The 14,645-nt window shown below is 68.9% G+C and carries 12 protein-coding genes; 9 read left to right on the top strand and 3 right to left on the bottom strand.

Going from position 1 to position 14,645, the window contains the following annotated elements; translation table 11 throughout:
- Nucleotides 1-10: 10 nt before the first annotated feature.
- The 3 genes from BLT43_RS15970 to BLT43_RS15960 are packed head-to-tail and all read right to left on the bottom strand — an operon-like array spanning nt 11 to nt 3,294.
- Nucleotides 11-673, bottom strand: a complete 663-nt coding sequence (locus BLT43_RS15970) for a cytochrome c oxidase subunit 3 family protein (RefSeq protein ID WP_090114459.1) — start codon at nt 671-673, stop codon at nt 11-13.
- Complete coding sequence (locus BLT43_RS15965; protein WP_090114457.1) at nt 670-2,436, bottom strand: cytochrome c oxidase subunit I; 1,767 nt, start codon at nt 2,434-2,436, stop codon at nt 670-672. Before BLT43_RS15965 ends, BLT43_RS15970 begins: the two co-directional genes overlap by 4 nt.
- Before the next feature lie 24 nt (nt 2,437-2,460).
- The gene (locus tag BLT43_RS15960; protein WP_090114455.1) at nt 2,461-3,294 is read right to left on the bottom strand and encodes a cytochrome c oxidase subunit II; all 834 of its coding nucleotides are present in this window, start codon (nt 3,292-3,294) and stop codon (nt 2,461-2,463) included.
- Nucleotides 3,295-3,720: 426 nt separating this feature from the next.
- On the opposite strand from BLT43_RS15960, the gene BLT43_RS15955 reads away from it, so the two are divergent.
- From BLT43_RS15955 to BLT43_RS15915, 9 genes are all read left to right on the top strand, one after another.
- Entirely contained in the window at nt 3,721-5,655 is a 1,935-nt protein-coding gene (locus tag BLT43_RS15955; RefSeq protein ID WP_090114454.1) for a PrkA family serine protein kinase, read from the top strand.
- 16 nt (nt 5,656-5,671) lie between these two features.
- Nucleotides 5,672-6,991 (top strand): YeaH/YhbH family protein, encoded by a 1,320-nt coding sequence (locus BLT43_RS15950; RefSeq protein WP_090114452.1) that lies wholly within the window; start codon nt 5,672-5,674, stop codon nt 6,989-6,991.
- Complete coding sequence (locus BLT43_RS15945; protein WP_090114450.1) at nt 6,984-8,474, top strand: SpoVR family protein; 1,491 nt, start codon at nt 6,984-6,986, stop codon at nt 8,472-8,474. Before BLT43_RS15950 ends, BLT43_RS15945 begins: the two co-directional genes overlap by 8 nt.
- A gap of 73 nt (nt 8,475-8,547) precedes the next feature.
- On the top strand, nt 8,548-9,027 hold the full coding sequence (locus BLT43_RS15940) for a hypothetical protein (protein WP_090114448.1): 480 nt from the start codon (nt 8,548-8,550) through the stop codon (nt 9,025-9,027).
- Between the two features lie 94 nt (nt 9,028-9,121).
- Nucleotides 9,122-11,416, top strand: a complete 2,295-nt coding sequence (locus BLT43_RS15935; RefSeq protein ID WP_090114446.1) for a bifunctional salicylyl-CoA 5-hydroxylase/oxidoreductase — start codon at nt 9,122-9,124, stop codon at nt 11,414-11,416.
- Nucleotides 11,416-12,177, top strand: coding sequence for an SDR family NAD(P)-dependent oxidoreductase (locus BLT43_RS15930; protein WP_090114444.1), 762 nt, complete (start codon nt 11,416-11,418; stop codon nt 12,175-12,177). The genes BLT43_RS15935 and BLT43_RS15930 overlap by 1 nt, the downstream gene beginning before the upstream one ends.
- Entirely contained in the window at nt 12,174-12,635 is a 462-nt protein-coding gene (locus BLT43_RS15925; protein WP_090114442.1) for a MarR family winged helix-turn-helix transcriptional regulator, read from the top strand. The genes BLT43_RS15930 and BLT43_RS15925 overlap by 4 nt, the downstream gene beginning before the upstream one ends.
- Nucleotides 12,632-13,423, top strand: coding sequence for an enoyl-CoA hydratase family protein (locus tag BLT43_RS15920; RefSeq protein WP_090114440.1), 792 nt, complete (start codon nt 12,632-12,634; stop codon nt 13,421-13,423). Before BLT43_RS15925 ends, BLT43_RS15920 begins: the two co-directional genes overlap by 4 nt.
- A 1-nt stretch (nt 13,424) precedes the next feature.
- Nucleotides 13,425-14,582, top strand: a complete 1,158-nt coding sequence (locus BLT43_RS15915) for an acyl-CoA dehydrogenase family protein (RefSeq protein ID WP_090114438.1) — start codon at nt 13,425-13,427, stop codon at nt 14,580-14,582.
- The last annotated feature ends 63 nt before the right edge of the window (nt 14,583-14,645 follow it).

Here is a 14,645-nt window from a genome sequence, read left to right as displayed (position 1 = left end):
GGCGTCCTCCTCATGTCAGCACCGCGCGGCAGAAGGCGGCGATCCCGGCGGCGGCCCCGCCCAGAAGCGCCAGCATGACCAGCCACAGCGCGCCCAGCGCGTGCCAGTAGAGCGCGCAGAGCCGGGCGCCGGCGGGGCGGAGCGCCGCGCGCGCCAGCGCCACGAGACCGCCCGCGAGATGCAGCGCGTGCAGCCCGCCGATCAGCAGGAAGAAGCTCGCGCCCAGCCGCTCGGCCAGCGGGCCGGTGGCGGCGAGATCGCGCCAGACGGACAGCTGCGCCGCGAGGAACGCCGCCGTCGCCAGCGCGCCGAGGCCGAGTGCTGCGCCGCGCAGCCGCGCCTCGCCGCGCCGCTCGGCCCGCGCGGCGATCTCCAGCGCCGCCGAGGCCAGCGCCAGCGGCGCCAGCGCCCCCCATGCGAGGCCGGGCAGGCGCAGCGCCATCCAGTCGCCCGGACCCATCCGCATCACCAGCGCGCTGCCCATCAGCGCAAAGAGCCCGCCCACGACCACGAGGAAGGTGCCGAGCCCGACGCCCGAGGGCGCGGCTGCGGGGCCGGGGGCGCGCGGGCTCTCGCCGGTCTCGAGCCAGGGCTTCTCGAAGATGCCCTGCCGCGACAGCCACCACAGCCCCGCGGCGATCATCGCCGCGATGAAGCCCAGAACGACGGTCACGCGATGTCCTCCCCGTGCCGCCGGCTCGGGTCGGTCTGGGCGAGGTAGTCGGCGCCGGCGCCGGGCACGCCGTAGTCGTAGGCCCAGCGATGCACCACGGGCAGCGCAGCGCCCCAGTTGCCGTGATGCGGCGGCATGTCGGGCGTCTGCCATTCGAGCGAAGCCGCGCGCCACGGGTTGGGCTGCGCCCTCTCGCCGCGCAGCGCGCTCCAGAACAGGTTGAACAGGAACAGCACCTGCGCCGCGCCGACGATCAGCGCCATGGCCGAGATGAAGGCGTTCAGCGTCATCACGCTGTCGGGCACGAAGCTCGCGCTGATGTCGGGGTAGCGGCGCGGCACGCCGGTCAGGCCGACGTAATGCATCGGGAAGAAGATCAGGTAGGCGCCGAGGAAGGTGACCCAGAAATGGATCCTGCCCATCGTCTCGTTCAGCATCCGGCCCGAGGCCAGCGGGAACCAGTGATAGATCGCGCCGTAGATCACCAGGATCGGCGCCACCCCCATCACCATGTGGAAATGCGCCACCACGAACATCGTGTCCGAAAGCGGTACGTCGACCACCACGTTGCCGAGGAACAGCCCCGTCAGCCCGCCATTGACGAAGGTTACCACGAAGCCCAGCGCGAAGAGCATCGGCAGGCTCAGATGGATGTCGCCGCGCCACAGCGTCAGCACCCAGTTGTAGACCTTGATCGCGGTCGGCACGGCGATGATCAGCGTGGTGGTGGCGAAGAAGAAGCCGAACCAGGGATGCATGCCCGAGACGTACATGTGATGCGCCCAGACGATGAAGGACAGCGCGCCGATGATGACGATCGCCCAGACCATCATCCGGTAGCCGAAGATCGCCTTCCTCGCATGCACCGCGATCAGGTCCGACACGATGCCGAAGGCGGGCAGGGCGACGATGTAGACCTCCGGATGGCCGAAGAACCAGAACAGGTGCTGGAACACGATCGGGCTGCCGCCGCCATAGGAGAGCTGCTCGCCCATCTCGACCAGCGTCGGCATGAAGAAGGAGGTGCCGAGCAGCCGGTCGAACAGCATCATCACGCAGGCCACGAACAGCGCCGGAAAGGCCAGGAGCGCCATGACCGTGGCGGTGAAGATGCCCCAGACCGTGAGCGGCATCCGCATCAGCGTCATGCCGCGCGTGCGCGCCTGCAGCACGGTGACGGCGTAGTTCAGCCCGCCCATGGTGAAGCCGATGATGAACAGGATCAGCGACACGAGCATCAGCAGGATGCCCCAGCTGGTGCCGCCCGGCGTACCCGACAGGATCGCCTGCGGCGGGTAGAGCGTCCAGCCCGCGCCCGTGGGCCCGCCCGGCACGAAGAAGCTCGCCGCGAGCACCAGGACGGCGAGCAGGTAGACCCAGAAGCTCAGCATGTTGACGAAGGGAAACACCATGTCCCGCGCGCCGACCATCAGCGGGATCAGGTAGTTGCCGAAGCCGCCGAGGAACACGGCCGTCAGCAGGTACACCACCATGATCATGCCGTGCATGGTGATGAACTGGTAATAGGCCTCGGCCGAGATGAAGTCGAACACGCCCGGAAAGCCGAGCTGCATCCGGATCAGCCAGGACAGCACCAGCGCCACGAAGCCGATGGCCAGCGCCGTGCCGGCATACTGGATCGCGATGTACTTGGCATCCTGGCTGAACACCCAGCGGGACCACCATCCGGTGGCGTGGGGCGGCGGCAGGTCCTCGACCTCGGCCGGGGGCGGGGCGTGGGCGCCCTCGTCGATATTGACCATGCGCGTCCTCCCGGTGGTGCCTCTCTAGGGTGTGCCTCCCGTCGGTCCGGCGAAGCGGACCGGTGCGTCCTGCTGCGTCTGCGCGAAGGTGAGCTGTTCGCCGAGCCAGGCGTTGAACTGCGTCTCGGTCTCGACCAGCACGTAGCCGCGCATGAAGCCGTGCCCGGTGCCGCAGAGCTCGGCGCAGAGCACCTCGAACTCGCCCTCGCGGGTGGGGGTGAGCCAGAAATAGGTGACCGAGCCGGGCACCATGTCCATCTTGGCGCGGAACTCCGGCACGTAGAAGTTATGCAGCACGTCGATCGAGCGCAGCAGCACCTTCACGGGGCGGTCGAGCGGCAGGTGCATGTCGCCGCCATCGACGATCACGTCGTCGGCGCCGAAGCGGTCATGCGGGCTGACGCCGAGCGGGTTGTCGGCCGAGATCCACGTCGCGTCGGCCCGGCCGAGACGGCCGTCCTCACCCGGATAGCGGTAGCTCCAGAACCATTGCTGCGCCACCACCTCGACCTCGTCGGCCTCCTCGGGCACGGTCACGAAGCTGGCCCAGACCCACAGCCCCGGCGCCAGCATCGCGGCGACGCCGAGCGCGGTCGCGCCGGTCAGCCACAGCTCGAGCCTGCGGTTCTCGGGGGTCCAGTCGGCGCGGCGGCCGGGGCGGTGGCGGTAGCGCCAGACGCACCACGCCATGAACAGCACCACCGCTGCGAAGACGAAACCGGTAATCCAGAAGGTTATGACCAAAGTGGTGTCGATGTAGCCCCAGTTCGAGGCGATGGGCGTCCACCACCACGGGCTGAACAGGTGGAAGCCAATCGAACCCAGAACCACGAGCACCAACACGGCCGCGACGACCATGACCTGTACCTCCCCGCGCGGCTTGCGCGCCTCTCCAGAAGGACGGTCGGACGGATTGCCGACGAGCGCAGCCTAGCCGATCCCGGCCGAATTTCATAGATGCCACCGGCGCTTTCGCCGGCAGGCGTGGCGAGGGGGCGGCAAGTGAGGGCCGGGCGGGGGTCCCTTGGCCGGGGTATGGCGGGGGCGCGCGACCGGCCCGGAGGCCCGTGCTCACAGGGGTTTGCCGCAGGGCGAGTTGCAACCGCAGGCGGGTCGCGCGGCGTTCACGCTGCGTTCATCGAAACATGAAGTTTCTTGCGTCGGTGCGACAGTGGTTTGTCAGATCGAACACACCACATAGTATGTAAGAAAAGAAAAGAGATTCGCCTATGGAGGGACGGTGCCAGCGCGACGGGGGGTCGCGCCAACCGGAGAGGTAGGCCGATGGACGTCTTTACCCACTTCGCCGAGGGCTATGCCAGCTCCCGAACCGAGGAGATGAGCCTTCAGGAGTATCTGTTGCTCTGCCGGGAGGATCCCTCGGCCAGGGCCACGGCGGCGGAGCGGATGATCCGGGCGATCGGGGAGCCCGAGCTTGTCGACACCAGCCACGACCAACGGCTAGGTCGGATCTTTCTCAACCGCACCGTGAAGATCTACACCGCCTTCGCGAGCCTTTACGGCAACGAGGAGGTGGTCGAGCGGATCGTCAACTTCTTCCGCCATGCGAGCCAGGGTCTCGAGGAGCGCAAGCAGATCCTCTACCTTCTGGGGCCGGTCGGCGGCGGCAAGTCGACCATCGCCGAGATCCTCAAGGCGCTGATGGAGAAGGAGCCGATCTACGTGCTCAAGGCCGGCGACCAGATCAGCCCGGTCTTCGAAAGCCCGCTCGGCCTGTTCGACCGCGAACGCTTCGGCGACCTTCTGGAGGACAAGTACAACATCCCGCGGCGGCTGCTGACCGGCCTCATCTCGCCCTGGGCGGTGAAGCGGCTCGAGGAGTTCGAGGGCGACATCTCGAAGTTCACCGTCGCCAGGATGCACCCGTCTCGGCTGCGCCAGGTCGGCGTCACCAAGACCGAGCCGGGCGACGAGAACAACCAGGACGTCTCGACGCTGGTGGGCAAGCTCGACATCCGCAAGCTCGAGCATCTGGGCCAGAACGACCCGGACGCCTACAGCTATTCGGGCGGGCTGAACCGCACCACGCAGGGCCTTCTCGAATTCGTCGAGATGTTCAAGGCGCCGATCAAGGTTCTGCACCCGCTGCTCACCGCGACGCAGGAGGGCAGTTACACCGGCACCGAGAACATCGGCGCGATGCCCTATCAGGGCCTGATCATCGCCCATTCGAACGAGGCCGAGTGGCGGCAGTTCAAGGGCAACCGCAACAACGAGGCCTTCCTCGACCGGATCTCGGTGGTGAAGATCCCCTATTGCCTGCGCTCGACCGAGGAGGCGATGATCTACCAAAAGCTCCTGCGCGAGAGCTCGCTCGCCGAGGCGCCCTGCGCGCCGGAGACGCTGCCGATCCTCGCCCGCTTCTCGGTGCTGTCGCGGCTGCACGAGCACGAGAATTCGACGCTCTACTCCAAGATGCGCACCTATGACGGCGAGACATTGAAGCACACCGACCCCAAGGCGCGCTCGATGCAGGAATACCGGGACGCCGCCGGCGTCGACGAGGGCATGACCGGCGTCTCGACCCGCTTCGCCTTCAAGGTGCTGGCCGAGACCATCAACCACGACGTCGAGGAGGTCGCGGCCGACCCGGTGCACCTGATGTACGTGCTCGAGCAGACGGTGCGGCGCGAGCAGTTCGCCGAGGAGGTCGAGACCAAGTATCTCGACTTCATCAAGACCGAGCTGGCGCCGCGCTATGCCGAGTTCATCGGCGAGGAGATCCAGAAGGCCTATCTCGAAAGCTACGGCGATTACGGCCAGAACCTGTTCGACCGCTACATCGCCTATGCCGACGCCTGGATCGAGGACCAGGACTTCAAGGATCCCGACACCGGGCAGATGTTCGACCGCGACGTGCTCGAACAGGAGCTGGCCAAGATCGAGAAGCCCGCGGGCGTGGCCAATCCCAAGGACTTCCGCAACGAGGTGGTGAAGTTCGTGCTGCGCGCGCGCGCCGAGAACGAGGGCCGCAATCCCGACTGGCGCGGCTACGAGAAGCTGCGCCGGGTGATCGAGAAGCGGATGTTCTCGAAGGTCGAGGACCTGCTGCCGGTGGTGAGCTTCGGCGCCAAGCGCGACAAGGAGACCGACGCAAAACATGCCGAGTTCGTCGATCGGATGGGCCGGCGCGGCTATACGCCGCGGCAGGTCCGGCGGCTGGTCGAATGGTATATGAGGGTGAACAAGGCGAGCTGAGAAGGGGGCGGGCCGGATGAGCCATTTCATCGACAGGCGGCTGAACCCCAAGGGGCGCAACCTCGGCAACCGGCGGCGCTTCATCGGGCGGGTCAAGCAGCATGTGAAGGAGGCGGTGGATGCCAGCGTGCGCCGCCGCGCCATCGCCGACATCGAGGGCGGCGACAAGGTCGCGGTGCCGCGCGACAGCCTGCTCGAGCCCTCGTTCCGCCATGCCTCCGAAGGCGGGAAGCGCGAGGGCGTGCTGCCGGGCAACCGCGCCTACCGCGCCGGCGACGAGATCCCCAAGCCCCCCGCCGGGGCGGGCGGCGCCGGGCGGCAGGGGGCGCCGGACGGCGAGGGCGAGGACGATTTCGTCTTCGCGATCTCGCGCGACGAGTTCCTCGACATCTTCTTCGAGGATCTCGAGCTGCCGGACCTCGTGAAGCGCACGCTCGAAGGGGCGGCGGTGCAGAAGAACCGCCGCGCCGGGATCTCGGTCACCGGCTCGCCCTCCAATCTCGACCTGTCGCGCACCATGCGCAACGCGCTGGGCCGGCGGATCGCGCTGAAGCGGCCGCGCGACGCCGATGTCGAGGCGCTGCGCGCGCGGCTGTTCGAGCTGGAGATGCGCCACGCCCCCGACGAGGCCGACCGCGCCGAGCGGCGCCGCATCGAGGCCGAGTTGGCCGAGGCGCTGCGCCGGCAGAAGCGGGTGCCCTATCTCGACCCGCTCGACGTGCGCTACCGCCATTTCGAGCCGCATCCCGAGCCGCGGGCGCGCGCCGTGATGTTCTGCCTGATGGATGTCTCGGCCTCGATGGGCGCGCGCGAGAAGGATCTCGCCAAGCGCTTCTTCGTGCTGCTGCACCTGTTCCTTACCCGGCGCTACGACACGGTCGATCTCGTGTTCATCCGCCACACGCACCAGGCCTCCGAGGTGGACGAGGACACCTTCTTCCATGCTCGCGAGACCGGCGGCACCGTGGTCTCGACCGCGCTGGTCGAGATGCTGAAGGTGGTCGAGGACCGCTACCCGCCCTCGGAGTGGAACATCTACGCCGCCCAGGCCTCCGACGGCGACAACTACCAGGGCGACAGCCTGCGCTGCGCCGAGCTTCTGGACGGCGCGATCATGAAGCTCTGCCAGTATTTCGCCTATGTCGAGATCATCGGCGAGGCCGAGGCGCAGATCCTGCGCGACCAGACCCGCGGCACCGAGCTGTGGATGGGCTATCGAGGCGTGGCGAACCGCTGGCCCAACTTCGCGATGCGCCGCATCGCCGCCCCGGGCGAGATCTACCCGGTGTTCCGCGACCTGTTCTCGCGGCGGGAGAAGGAGGCGCAGGATGGCTAGGGTCGCCGACCGGGGCCTGCTGTTCAGCGGGCCGGACTGGAGCTTCGACACGCTGCGGCGCACCACCGACGCGATCGAGGCGATCGCGCGCACCGATCTCGGCCTCGACTGCTACCCCAACCAGATCGAGATCATCTCCACCGAGCAGATGCTCGACGCCTATTCCTCGACCGGCATGCCGCTGATGTACAAGCACTGGTCCTTCGGAAAGGCCTTCATCCACCACGAGCGGCTCTACCGGAAGGGCGCGCGCGGGCTGGCCTACGAGATCGTCATCAACTCCAACCCCTGCATCAGCTACTGCCTCGAAGAGAACACCATGCCGATGCAGGCGCTGGTGATCGCCCACGCCGCCTTCGGCCACAACCACTTCTTCAAGAACAACCACCTGTTCCGGCAGTGGACCGACCCCGACGGCATCCTCGACTACCTCGAATACGCGCGCGGCTTTCTCAAGGACTGCGAGGACCGGCACGGCGCCCGCGCCGTCGAGCGCACGCTCGACGCGGCGCATTCGCTGATGTCGGCCAGCGTGTTCCGCCACCGCCGCCCGCCGCAGCCGTCGCTGCGCGAGGAGCGGCTGCGCGAGGAGCGCCGCCTGCGCGAGGAGGAGGCGGCGCAGCATTATCTCTGGAGCCGGATCGAGCCGGCCCGCGCGCCCGGCCTGCCCGAGACCGACGCCGCCGAGCGGCGCCGCGCGCTGGGTCTGCCCGAGGAGAACATCCTCTATTTCCTCGAGCGTCACAGCCCGTCGCTGGCGCCATGGCAGCGGCAGGCGCTGCGCATCGTGCGCAACATCTCGCAGTATTTCTACCCGCAGCGCCAGACGCAGGTGATGAACGAGGGATGCGCCTGCTTCACGCATTTCCACATCCTCAACCGGCTGCACGCCGAGGGGCGGATCGAGGACGGGGCGATGCTGGAGATCCTGCACAGCCACACCAGCGTGCTCACCCAGCCCGATTTTGACAGCCCGTTCTACGGCGGCATCAACCCCTACACGCTGGGCTTCGCGATGATGCAGGACATCCGCCGCATCTGCGAGCAGCCCACCGCCGAGGACCGCGACTGGTTCCCGGCCTTCGCGGGCTCGGGCGACTGGCGCGCGCTGCTCGGCGAGGCCTGGGCGAATTTTAGGGACGAGAGCTTCATCCAGCAGTTCCTCAGCCCCAAGGTGATGCGCGACCTGCGGCTCTTCGCGGTGACCGACACCGAGGGCGAGGACGTGGTGCGGGTCTCGGCGATCCATGACGAGGGCGGCTACCACGCGGTTCGCGACGCGCTGGCGCGCAGCTACGACCTGTCGACCCGCTCGCCAGACATCGAGGTGATCGACGCCGACCTCGCCGGCGACCGGCTGCTGCGGCTGCGCCACCGGATGCGCAACGGCATCCCGCTCGACGCGCGCGACCGCGAGGCGACGCTGGGCTGCCTGCGGCATCTGTGGGGCTACGACGTCGCGCTCGAGGAGGTCACGGGCTGACCGGATGATCGGCTGCCGTGCCGGGTGCGGGAATGCGATACTCTCCCATCTTCGATGATGGGAGGACGGAGCGATGCGCAAGGAGATCAGAACCGCGATCGCGGCGGCGGCCCTGCTGGCCGGCGCGCCGGCGCAGGCCGAGACGATGGATGCGGGCGGGGTGATGACCGGCACCACCGCGGTCGAGCAGATGGAGGTGACCGAGGGCATGGTGATTTCCCGGCTCTCCACGACCTATGACGGCGTCGAGGCCGACGACCCGGCCAACCCGCTGGTCGGCATGACCGGCGACTGTTCCGGCTCGACCCTGATGGGCGCCGAAAGCGCCGAGGGCAGCGGGCACTGCCTGTTCACCGGTGACGGCGGCAAGGTCGCCTTCGCCTGGACCGCGACGGGGCGCGACGCCGAGGGCCGGATGACCGGAACATGGGAGATCGCGGGCGGCAGCGGCGACTGGGACGGCGCCAGCGGCAGCGGCGAGTTTGCCTCTCTGGTCAATCCCGACGGCGGCGCGACCGAGAACCGGGTCTCCGGCGAGATCACCTTGCCCTAACCGGCGGAAATGGATGCTTCAAGCAAAGATATTTTATGCTTGAAATAAATCCGGGCCGTGCCTAGCCTGCTTCTCGACGTTCGGGGAGGGGCTCATGAAGATCGCATGCATCGGTGGCGGGCCGGCGGGGCTCTACTTCGCCATCTCCATGAAGCTCAGGGACGCCGCGCACGAGGTGACGGTGATCGAGCGCAACCGCCCCGACGACACCTTCGGCTGGGGCGTGGTGCTCTCGGACGAGACGCTCGACAACCTCGCGGCCAACGACGCCGCCTCCGCCGCCGCGATCCGCGAGCATTTCGCCTACTGGGACGACGTCGCGGTGGTGAAGGAGGGGACGCGCATCACCTCGACCGGGCACGGCTTCTGCGGCATCGGCCGCAAGCGCCTGCTGATCCTGCTGCAGGAGCGGGCGCGCGAGCTGGGCGTCGAGATGCGCTTCGAGACCGAGGTGGAGAGCGCCTCGGCCTATGCCGGCGACTACGACCTCGTGGTCGCCGCAGATGGCCTGAACTCCAAGACCCGCACCGAGTTCGAGGAGGTGTTCCGCCCCGAGATCGACCGGCGGCGCTGCAAGTTCGTCTGGCTCGGCACGACCCAGACCTTCGCCGACGCCTTCACCTTCATCTTCGAGAAGACCGAGCATGGCTGGGTCTGGGCCCATGCCTACCAGTTCGAGCCGGGCACCGCGACCTTCATCGTCGAATGCACCCCCGAGACATGGGAGAAGTTCGGCTTCGGCGAGATGAGCCAGGAGGATTCCATCGCCGTCTGCGAGGAGATCTTCCGCGACCATCTCGGCGGTCATCCCCTGATGACCAACGCCAAGCACATCCGCGGCTCGGCCTGGATCAACTTCCCCCGCGTGCTCTGCGAGCGCTGGTACACCGACAACATCGTGCTTCTGGGCGACGCCGCCGCCACCGCGCATTTCTCGATCGGCTCGGGCACCAAGCTGGCGCTGGAATCCGCGATCGCGCTGGCCGACGAGGTGACGCGCGAGCCCGATCTCGCCACCGCCTTCGCCAATTACGAGGAGGCGCGCCGGGTCGAGGTGCTGCGGCTGCAATCGGCGGCGCGCAACTCGATGGAATGGTTCGAGGAGGTCGAGCGCTACCTGCATCTCGACCCCGTTCAGTTCAACTACTCGCTGCTGACCCGCAGCCAGCGCATCAGCCACGAGAACCTGCGGCTGCGCGACGCCGAATGGCTGAAGGACGCGGAGGGCTGGTTCCAGACCCGCGCCGGGGTGCCCGAGGATGCGCCGGTGCGCGCCCCGATGTTCGCGCCCTACCGGCTGCGGAACATGGAGCTGAAGAACCGCATCGTCGTTTCGCCCATGGCGCAGTACAAGGCCGTGGACGGCGCCCCGACCGACTGGCACCTCGTGCATCTGGGCGAGCGCGCCAAGGGCGGGGCCGGGCTGGTCTACACCGAGATGACCTGCGTCAGCGCGCCGGGCCGGATCACGCCGGGCTGCCCCGGCCTCTACGCGCCAGAGCATGAAACGGCATGGACCCGCATCGTCGACTTCGTCCATGCCGAGACCGACGCCAGGATCTGCTGCCAGATCGGCCATTCGGGGCGCAAGGGCTCGACCCAGCTGGGCTGGGAGGAGATGGACGCGCCGCTGAAATCGGACAACTGGGAGACCATTTCCGCCAGCCCGATCCCGTGGTCGGACAACAACCCGGCGCCGCGCGAGATGACGCGCGCCGACATGGAGGAGGTGACGGCGCAGTTCGTGGCCTCGACCGAGATGGCGGCGCGGGCGGGCTTCGACATGATCGAGCTGCACGCCGCGCATGGCTATCTCGTCTCCTCCTTCATCTCGCCCACCTCGAACCGCCGCTCGGACGAATATGGCGGGTCGCTGGAGAACCGGCTGCGCTGGCCGCTAGAGGTCTTCCGCGCGATGCGCGCGGCCTGGCCCGAGGACAAGCCGATGTCGGTGCGCATCTCGGCCAATGACTGGGTCGGCGAGGCCGGCGTGACGCCGGACGAGGCGGTCGAGATCGCGCGCGCCTTCTCCGAGGCCGGGGCCGACCTGATCGACGTCTCGGCCGGCCAGACCAGCGTCGAGGCCAAGCCCGTCTACGGCCGGATGTTCCAGACGCCGTTCTCGGACCGCATCCGCAACGAGGCGGGGCTCGCGACCATGGCGGTCGGCAACATCTACGAGGCCGACCACGTGAACTCGATCCTGATGGCGGGACGCGCCGATCTCGTGGCGTTGGCGCGTCCGCATCTCGCCGACCCCTACTGGACGCTGCACGCCGCGACCGGGATCGGCGACCGCGCCGAGCGCTGGCCCGACCCCTATCTCGCCGGCCGCGACCAGGCCTGGCGGCTGGCCGACCGGGCCGAGCAGATGGTGGAGAAGGTCTGATGCGGCTCGACGGCCATCACGCGCTGGTCACCGGCGGCGGCACCGGGGTGGGGCGCGCCATCGCGCTGGCGCTCGCGGCCCAGGGCGCGCAGGTCACGATTTCCGGGCGGCGGGAGGAGCCGCTTCGGGAAACCGCCCGGGAGGGGCAGGGGGCGGTCGGCTGGGTCACGGGCGATGTCACGCAGGCCGCCGACATGGCGCGCGTCGTGGCGCAGGCGGCGCAAGATCGCGGCCCCGTGACCCTCGCCATCGCCAATGCCGGCGCTGCCGAGAGCAAGCCCTTCGGCAAGACCACGCCCGAGGATCTCGACGCGATGCTGGCGGTGAACCTGCATGGCGTCTTCAACCTCTGGCAGGCCGTCCTGCCGGGGATGCGCGACATGGGGCGCGGCCGCCTCATCGCCATCGCCTCGACCGCCGGTCTCAAGGGTTATGGCTACGTCTCGGCCTATGTCGCGGCCAAGCACGCGGTGGTCGGTCTGACCCGCTCGCTGGCGCTGGAGCTGGCCAAGACGCCGATCACCGTGAACGCGATCTGCCCCGGCTTCGCCGAGACGCCGATGCTGGAGGAGAGCATCGACAACATCGTCGCCAAGACCGGGCGGAGCCGCGAGGAGGCCGCGAAGGCCTTGGCCTCCGGCAACCCGCAGGGCCGTTTCGTGCAGCCCGCCGAGGTGGCCGACGCGGTGCTCTGGCTTTCGGGCGACGGCGCGAGCGCGGTGACCGGGCAGGCCATTTCCGTCTCGGGGGGCGAGACATGAGCGTCGAGGCGCAGCTTAGGGCGGGCAAGACGCGGCTCAGGCTCTGGCTGAAGCTGCTCAAGACCTCGAACGCGATCGAGGCGGCGCTGCGCGACCGGCTCAGGACCGAGTTCGGCACCACGCTGCCGCGCTTCGACGTGATGGCGGCGCTGGCGCGCACGCCCGAAGGGCTGAAGATGTCCGAGCTGTCGCGCCGGCTGCGCGTCTCGAACGGCAACGTCACCGGCATCGTCGACCGGCTCGAGGCCGAGGGCCATGCCGAGCGTCGCGCCGTGGCCGGCGACCGCCGCGCCATGGAGGTGCGGCTGACCGCGGCGGGCCGCGCGCATTTCGCGACGCTGGCCGAGGCGCATGAGGATTGGGTGAACGCGCTGATGGGCGCGATCACCGAGGAAGAGGCACAGCGGATCATGAGCGATCTCGACGCGGTCGCCCGCGATCTGGAGGAGAAGAGATGACCGAGCATTTCCGGCTGGAGCGCGAAGGCGCGGTGGCGGTGGTCCGGCTCGACCGGCCCGAGCGCAAGAACCCGTTCACCTTCCAGAGCTACGCCGCGCTGCGCGACTGGTTCCGGGGCCTCGCTGCGGACGAGGAGACGCACGCCGTCGTCATCGCGCCGAACGGCGGCAACTTCAGCTCCGGCGGCGATGTCGAGGACATCATCGGCCCGCTCACCGACATGGACATGAAGGGGCTATTGAACTTCACCCACATGACCGGCGATCTGGTCAAGGCGATGCTGACCTGCGGCAAGCCGGTGGTGGCGGCGGTGGACGGCGTGGCGGTGGGCGCGGGCGCGATCCTCGCCATGGCCTCCGACATCCGGCTCGCCACGCCCGAGGCCAAGACCGCCTTCCTGTTCAACCGTGTCGGGCTGGCGGGCTGCGACATGGGCGCCTGCGCCATGCTGCCCCGGATCATCGGCCAGGGCCGCGCGGCCGAGCTGCTCTACACCGGCCGGGTGATGAGCGCCGAGGAAGGCGAGCGCTGGGGCTTCTACAACCGCCTCGTCGGCGCGGGCGATCTGGAGGCCGAGGCCATGAAGCTCGCGCAGAAGATCGCCGCCGGGCCGCGCTTCGCCAACATGATGACCAAGACCATGCTGCTGCAGGAATGGGACATGGGGCTCGAGCGCGCGATCGAGGCCGAGGCGCAGGCGCAGGCGATCTGCATGCAAACCGAGGATTTCCGCCGCGCCTACCGGGCCTTCATGGCCAAGGACAAACCCGTCTTCGAGGGGAATTGACATGGCCGACCGCACCTATCTCGACTGGCCGTTCTTCGAGGACCGGCACCGCGAACTGGCCGCCGCGCTCGATGGCTGGGCCGCGCGCGAGCTGGGCTCGGTCGACCACTCAGACACCGACGCCGCCTGCCGCGACCTCGTCGCGCGGCTGGGGCGCGACGGCTGGCTGCGCCACGCCGCGATCGACCCTGAAGGCGGCACGCTCGACGTGCGCAGCCTCTGCCTGATCCGCGAGACGCTGGCCCGCCATGACGGGCTCGCCGACTTCGCCTTCGCGATGCAGGGTCTGGGCTCGGGCGCGATCTCGCTCTTCGGCTCTGACGCGCAGAAACGCGAATGGCTGCCCAAGGTCCGCGAGGGCCGCGCCATATCGGCCTTCGCGCTGACCGAGCCGCAATCGGGCTCCGACGTCGCCAACATCGCCCTCGCGGCAAGGCGCGACGGCAACGAATGGGTGCTCGACGGCGAGAAGACCTGGATCTCGAACGGCGGCATCGCCGATCTCTACGTGGTCTTCGCCCGCACGGGTGAGGCGCCCGGCGCCAAGGGGCTCTCGGCCTTCCTCGTGCCCGCCGACACGCCCGGCCTGAAGATCGCCGAGCGGCTCGACACCATCGCGCCGCACCCGCTGGCGCGGCTGTCCTTCGAAGGCGCGCGGCTGCCGGCCGACGCGGTGATCGGCCAGCCGGGCGAGGGCTTCCGCATCGCCATGTCGGTGCTCGACGTGTTCCGCTCGACCGTGGCGGCCGCGGCGCTGGGCTTCGCCCGCCGCGCGCTCGACGCGAGCCTCGACCGGGCCGCCTCGCGCGAGCTGTTCGGCGCGCCGCTCTTCGAGATGCAGATGGTGCAGGGCCACATCGCCGACATGGCGCTCGACGTCGATGCCTCGGCGCTGCTGGTCTACCGCGCCGCATGGCTCAAGGACACGGGCGCGCCGCGTGTCAGCCGCGAGGCGGCGATGGCCAAGCTCTACTCGACCGACCAGGCGCAGAAGGTGATCGACGCGACGGTGCAGCTCTTCGGCGGCGAGGGCGTGCGCTCGGGCTCGGTGCCCGAGACGCTCTACCGCGAGATCCGCGCGCTAAGGATCTACGAGGGCGCGAGCGACGTGCAGAAGATCATCATCGCCCGCGCCGCGATGGCCGCGCACGGGGCATAGTGGGAACAGGCCGCGCGCCCGGGGAAGGAGGAGCCCCGGGCGGCGCGGAACAGGGGAGGAGAC

Origin of the sequence: Limimaricola pyoseonensis (assembly GCF_900102015.1) — a bacterium.
GTDB lineage: Bacteria > Pseudomonadota > Alphaproteobacteria > Rhodobacterales > Rhodobacteraceae > Limimaricola > Limimaricola pyoseonensis.
The sequence above is the reverse complement of the archived record's forward strand: the minus strand, read 5'-3'. Positions and strand labels throughout refer to the sequence as shown.

What these genes read in the sequence shown, in the direction of transcription:
- BLT43_RS15965 (WP_090114457.1), bottom strand. Translation starts at nt 2,436, where the DNA reads ATGGTCAATATCGACGAGGGCGCCCACGCCCCGCCCCCGGCCGAGGTC.
- BLT43_RS15960 (WP_090114455.1), bottom strand. Translation starts at nt 3,294, where the DNA reads ATGGTCGTCGCGGCCGTGTTGGTGCTCGTGGTTCTGGGTTCGATTGGC.
- BLT43_RS15955 (WP_090114454.1), top strand. Translation starts at nt 3,721, where the DNA reads ATGGACGTCTTTACCCACTTCGCCGAGGGCTATGCCAGCTCCCGAACC.
- BLT43_RS15950 (WP_090114452.1), top strand. Translation starts at nt 5,672, where the DNA reads ATGAGCCATTTCATCGACAGGCGGCTGAACCCCAAGGGGCGCAACCTC.
- BLT43_RS15945 (WP_090114450.1), top strand. Translation starts at nt 6,984, where the DNA reads ATGGCTAGGGTCGCCGACCGGGGCCTGCTGTTCAGCGGGCCGGACTGG.
- BLT43_RS15940 (WP_090114448.1), top strand. Translation starts at nt 8,548, where the DNA reads ATGCGCAAGGAGATCAGAACCGCGATCGCGGCGGCGGCCCTGCTGGCC.
- BLT43_RS15935 (WP_090114446.1), top strand. Translation starts at nt 9,122, where the DNA reads ATGAAGATCGCATGCATCGGTGGCGGGCCGGCGGGGCTCTACTTCGCC.
- BLT43_RS15930 (WP_090114444.1), top strand. Translation starts at nt 11,416, where the DNA reads ATGCGGCTCGACGGCCATCACGCGCTGGTCACCGGCGGCGGCACCGGG.
- BLT43_RS15925 (WP_090114442.1), top strand. Translation starts at nt 12,174, where the DNA reads ATGAGCGTCGAGGCGCAGCTTAGGGCGGGCAAGACGCGGCTCAGGCTC.
- BLT43_RS15920 (WP_090114440.1), top strand. Translation starts at nt 12,632, where the DNA reads ATGACCGAGCATTTCCGGCTGGAGCGCGAAGGCGCGGTGGCGGTGGTC.
- BLT43_RS15915 (WP_090114438.1), top strand. Translation starts at nt 13,425, where the DNA reads ATGGCCGACCGCACCTATCTCGACTGGCCGTTCTTCGAGGACCGGCAC.